The sequence below is a fragment of the Porcipelethomonas sp. genome (assembly GCF_051893655.1).
GTDB lineage: Bacteria > Bacillota > Clostridia > Oscillospirales > Ruminococcaceae > Porcipelethomonas.
The window spans coordinates 1-4,678 of record NZ_JBJFHN010000022.1; the positions used below are offsets into that span (position 1 = coordinate 1).

General features: G+C 35.0%; 4 protein-coding genes and 1 pseudogene. All 5 read left to right on the forward strand.

Going from position 1 to position 4,678, the window contains the following annotated elements:
- On the forward strand, positions 1–584 hold a 584-nt coding region (locus tag ACI4WO_RS01070), incomplete at its 5' end, for a VTC domain-containing protein (RefSeq protein ID WP_439805708.1).
- Positions 577–1,263 (forward strand): DUF4956 domain-containing protein, encoded by a 687-nt coding sequence (locus ACI4WO_RS01075; protein WP_439805709.1) that lies wholly within the window; start codon positions 577–579, stop codon positions 1,261–1,263. The genes ACI4WO_RS01070 and ACI4WO_RS01075, both read left to right, overlap by 8 nt.
- Positions 1,264–1,480: 217 nt before the next feature.
- Entirely contained in the window at positions 1,481–2,101 is a 621-nt protein-coding gene (locus ACI4WO_RS01080) for an AAA family ATPase (RefSeq protein ID WP_439805710.1), read from the forward strand.
- A 209-nt stretch (positions 2,102–2,310) separates the two neighbouring features.
- A complete protein-coding gene (locus ACI4WO_RS01085) occupies positions 2,311–3,864 on the forward strand; it encodes an ABC-F family ATP-binding cassette domain-containing protein (RefSeq protein WP_439805711.1) in 1,554 nt (517 codons plus the stop codon).
- A gap of 122 nt (positions 3,865–3,986) precedes the next feature.
- Positions 3,987–4,678: pseudogene (locus ACI4WO_RS01090) on the forward strand (phospho-sugar mutase); the annotation flags it as partial.

Sequence of the window (4,678 nt, forward strand, 5' to 3'; positions counted from 1 at the left end):
GCTTTTTAATAAGAGAATCACTTTCCAAACCATATTATAAAGAAAAGTTCAGAGTAAGAAGTTATTTTTCACCGGCATCACCGGAGGATAAAGTATTTATTGAAATTAAGAAAAAAATCGGAGGCATTGTTACAAAAAGGCGTGTAGCAATGAGTCTGCGTGAAGCAGAAGCATATATAAAAACGGGAATTCATCCGGCTTCTGATAAGTATATCACAAATCAGGTATTGGATGAAATAGACGTTTTTAAAAGAAATTATGATATATTTCCGGCACAGTATATAAGCTATCAGCGAATGGCGTTTTTCGGCAAGGAGGACAAGGATTTTCGTCTGACTTTTGACCGGAATATAACAGAAAGGACTTATGATCTGACACTGAAAAAAGAATCATACGGCAAACAGATTATAAGACCTGATCAAAGGCTTATGGAAATAAAAATTGCCAATTCAATTCCGCTTTGGTTAAGCGAACAGCTTTCAGAACTGGGAATTTACAAGACAAGCTTTTCAAAATACGGCAGAGCTTATCAAAGCCATGTAAAAGAAAAAATTCATCAGGAAAAAGGAGTTATATATGCCTAAAATTTTTGAATCGGTTATCGGAACTAACATTACTATAGGTACATTTTTAATATGCATCATTGCAGCAGTTGCTGCTGGTTTTCTAATAAGCATACTTTACAAAGCAACTCACAGGAAAGAAAGTGTCAGTCAAAGTTACATAATGTCAATAGTAATGCTGCCGGGTATTGTTTCAGTTATAATTCTTCTGATTAATGATACTTCAAAGGCTCTCGGACTTGCAGGTGCTTTTTCGCTTGTACGTTTCAGGAGTGTGCCTGGTGATCCTAAGGATATAGCTTACATATTTTTTGCGATGGCTGCCGGAGTAAGCTGCGGACTGGGATATATTACATTTGCTGCTATATTTATTATCATATTAAGTGCAGTAATGCTGGTACTTAATGCTTTCAAATACGGAATGCCTGATACATCTTCAATGACTCTTAAAATAACTGTTCCGGAAAATCTTAATTATCAGGGACTTTTTGACAGTATTCTTGATGAAAATACTACTTCTTGGCATCTTAAAAGAGTAAAAACCGTTGATTTCGGTACTCTGTTTGATTTGGTTTACAGTATTGAACTCAAAAACAATGTTGATCAGAAAAAATTTATTGATTCCCTGCGTACATTAAATGGTAATTTAAATGTAACATTGATCCTTTATAAATATGACGATCAGATTTATGCAAAATAATCATCATTAATTTTATGATAAAAAGAGCTTTTTCATCGTAAGAAGCTCTTTTTATTTTTAGAAACTGTTCATATAATTTTTTTTAAAATATAGTTAAAATTGCTCTTGAATTCCTGAAAAAAATGTGATATAATATTTATTATAATTTTACAAAATAATTCAACATAAATTTTCGTTTTTTATATCAAGCTACAATTTTATTCTCGGAGGGGTTTATATGAATAACAATTTAGTAATTACGTTGGAAAGACAATTCGGAAGCGGCGGTCTTGAAATAGGAAAAAAGGTTGCCGATAAACTGGGGATACCGTGCTATAATAAAGAAATCCTTGAGTCAGCAGCTGAAAAGAGCAATATTCCTGAGGAATTTCTTGAAAGTATGCAGGAAAATGTTTCTCAGAGCCTTTTGTATAAACTGTCACTTGCTTCACAAAGCAGAAAAAAACTCGATAGTCTGGACAGCGTAGTGCCAAAATCTAATATGCTGTATAATGAAATATCTTCAATTATAAAAAATATGGCTCAAAAAGGAAGTTGTGTTATAATCGGCAGATGTGCAGATTTTATTCTCCGTGACTTTGAACCTTGTTTTCATGTATTTATTTATGCACCTATGGAAATCAGGAAAAAACGTGTTATCGAAAACTATGGAATAAGTTCTGATTCAGCGGAATATATTATCAGAAAGAATGACAAGCGAAGAGAATCATTTTACAATGGTAACACCGGTCATACATGGGGACTTAAGGAACATTATAATCTTTGCCTTAACAGTGGAAAATTTGGTATTGACAACTGTGCTGACATTATTGTTGATTCATTGAAATATATGCAGTAATGATATTACTGATTTAAATTATACATATGATAAAATTGTTTTATATAAAGCTTCTTCGGGATGATTTCCTTTGGAGAGGCTTTTTTATTTTGTCAAATCTTGCTTTAAATAAAAAAATATGATATAATAAATGCAATCGTTTGTTATATATCTATTTTAATAAACGCTAAGCTATTCAGTAAAAATCAGATAGGAAATGTGAACTGAAAATGAGTATTTTAAATGTAGAGCATGTTACCCATGGCTTTGGTGCAAGGCAGATATTAAATGATGCTTCTTTCCGGCTTTTAAAAGGCGAACATATTGGACTTGTAGGTGCTAACGGTGAAGGAAAAACAACTTTTTTAAATATAATTACCGGAAAAATTTTGCCTGACGAGGGAAAGATTGAGTGGTGCCGCCATATTACAACAGGATATCTTGATCAGTACAGTACTCTTGAAAAGGGTATGACAATATATGACGTACTTAAAGATGCATTTCGTTATTTAAGCGATATGGAGCAGGAAATGCTTTCGCTTTATGATAAAATGTCAGACTGTACAGAAGAAGAAATGGATGAAATGATGCAGTCAGTAGGGGAGATCCAGGATATTCTGGAAAATAATGGCTACTATACAATTGACAGCAGAATATCAGAATATGCTAACGGACTGGGACTGAATGAAATAGGTCTTGACCGGGATGTATCAGAGCTTTCCGGAGGGCAGAGAGCAAAGGTACTTCTTGCTAAAGTACTTCTTGAAAATCCTATGATTCTTATATTGGACGAGCCAACAAATTTTCTTGATGAAAATCATATAAACTGGCTGCGAAATTTTTTACAGAATTATTCAAATGCATTTATTCTTGTATCTCATGATATTCCGTTTTTAAATAGTGTAGTAAATGTTATTTATCATGTGGAAAATGCGGTTCTCACCCGTTATACAGGGGATTATGAAAATTTTCAGAGAATGTATGAACTGAAAAAACGTCAGCTTGAACAGGCTTATGAAAAACAGCAGAAGGAAATTGCCGGACTTGAGGATTTTGTTGCAAGAAATAAGGCGAGAGCTGCAACTGCAAACATGGCGAGATCCAGACAGCGTAAGCTTGATAAAATGGACAAAATAACATTGGCAAAGGAAAAAATAAAACCTGTATTCGGATTTCTGCCTTCCAGAACTACTGGAAAAGTTGTGATTGATGCAAGAGATCTTGTTTTAGGCTATGATGAACCTCTTACAAAGCCTATGAGTTTTCAGGTGGAGCGATATCAGAAAATTGCCGTTAAGGGAGTTAACGGATTGGGAAAATCAACGCTGCTTAAGACAATGCTGGGAATAATTCCGCCGGTTTCAGGAACAGTAACTCTTGACCAGTTTGCAGAGATCTGCTATTTTGAACAGGAGGAAATTTCCTCTGAAAAAACTGCTCTGGAAAAAATATGGGAGGAATATCCTTCTATGACAAATGCTGAAGTAAGAGGTGCACTGGCTAAATGCGGACTGACCAGCGAACATATTACCTCACAGATGAAAGTACTGTCCGGCGGAGAAAATGCAAAGGTAAGATTGTGCAGTCTTATGCTCAAACCGTGCAATCTTCTTGTTCTGGACGAGCCTACTAATCATCTGGATACTTATGCAAAGGAAGAACTTAAAAGAGCAGTATCAGAATACAGGGGTACAGTAGTACTTGTAAGCCATGAACCGGAATTTTATATGGATATTGTTACAGATGTATGGAATCTTGAAAAATGGACAACAAAAATTATATAGAAATAATAATTAAAATATGTTTTTTGATAAAACTCTTCACATTTGACAGAATTTGTGATATAATAAAAAAGAATACTGATTATAAATCATTTTAATGTCCTTAACTTATAGGAGGTAATGATATGAATATTAATGAACTGTATGCTCTGTGGTGTGAAAAAGCATGCGATGATCCGGATCTGAAACAGGAGCTTTTATCTGTTGCGGATGACGCCGAGGGTATTAATGACAGATTTTATCGTAATCTTGATTTTGGTACCGGCGGACTCAGAGGAGTAATCGGTGCCGGAACAAACAGAATGAATATATATACTGTAAGAAGAGCAACCCAGGGCTTTGCAAATTATATAAATGAAGCTTTTGAAAATCCAAGCGTTGCTGTTTCTTATGACAGCCGTATAAAATCAGATGTTTTTGCAAAGGCAACAGCCGGGGTTTTTGCAGCAAACGGAATACATGTTTATATTTACAGCGAACTTATGCCGACTCCGGCATTGTCATTTGCTGTAAGGGAGCTTAATTGTCAGGCAGGTGTTATGGTTACGGCGAGCCATAATCCTTCAAAGTATAACGGCTATAAGGCATACGGAGCAGATGGCTGTCAGCTGAATCTTACTGATGCTCAGGCTGTCATTGAAAAGGTTAATGCTCTTGATATGTTTGATGATGTTAAATACATGAAGTTTGATGATGCTGTAAAAGAAGGAAAGGTTGAATATATAAAACAGGATGTTATTGACCGCTTTTATGATAACGTTCTCGCTCAGGGACTTAATACCGATCTGATAGCTCAAAGCGGTCTTAAGGTTGTTTA

Bases quoted from the DNA above. Each gene is read 5' to 3' on its own strand.
- ACI4WO_RS01080 (WP_439805710.1), top strand. From the start codon at position 1,481: ATGAATAACAATTTAGTAATTACGTTGGAAAGACAATTCGGAAGCGGC.
- ACI4WO_RS01075 (WP_439805709.1), top strand. From the start codon at position 577: ATGCCTAAAATTTTTGAATCGGTTATCGGAACTAACATTACTATAGGT.
- ACI4WO_RS01085 (WP_439805711.1), top strand. From the start codon at position 2,311: ATGAGTATTTTAAATGTAGAGCATGTTACCCATGGCTTTGGTGCAAGG.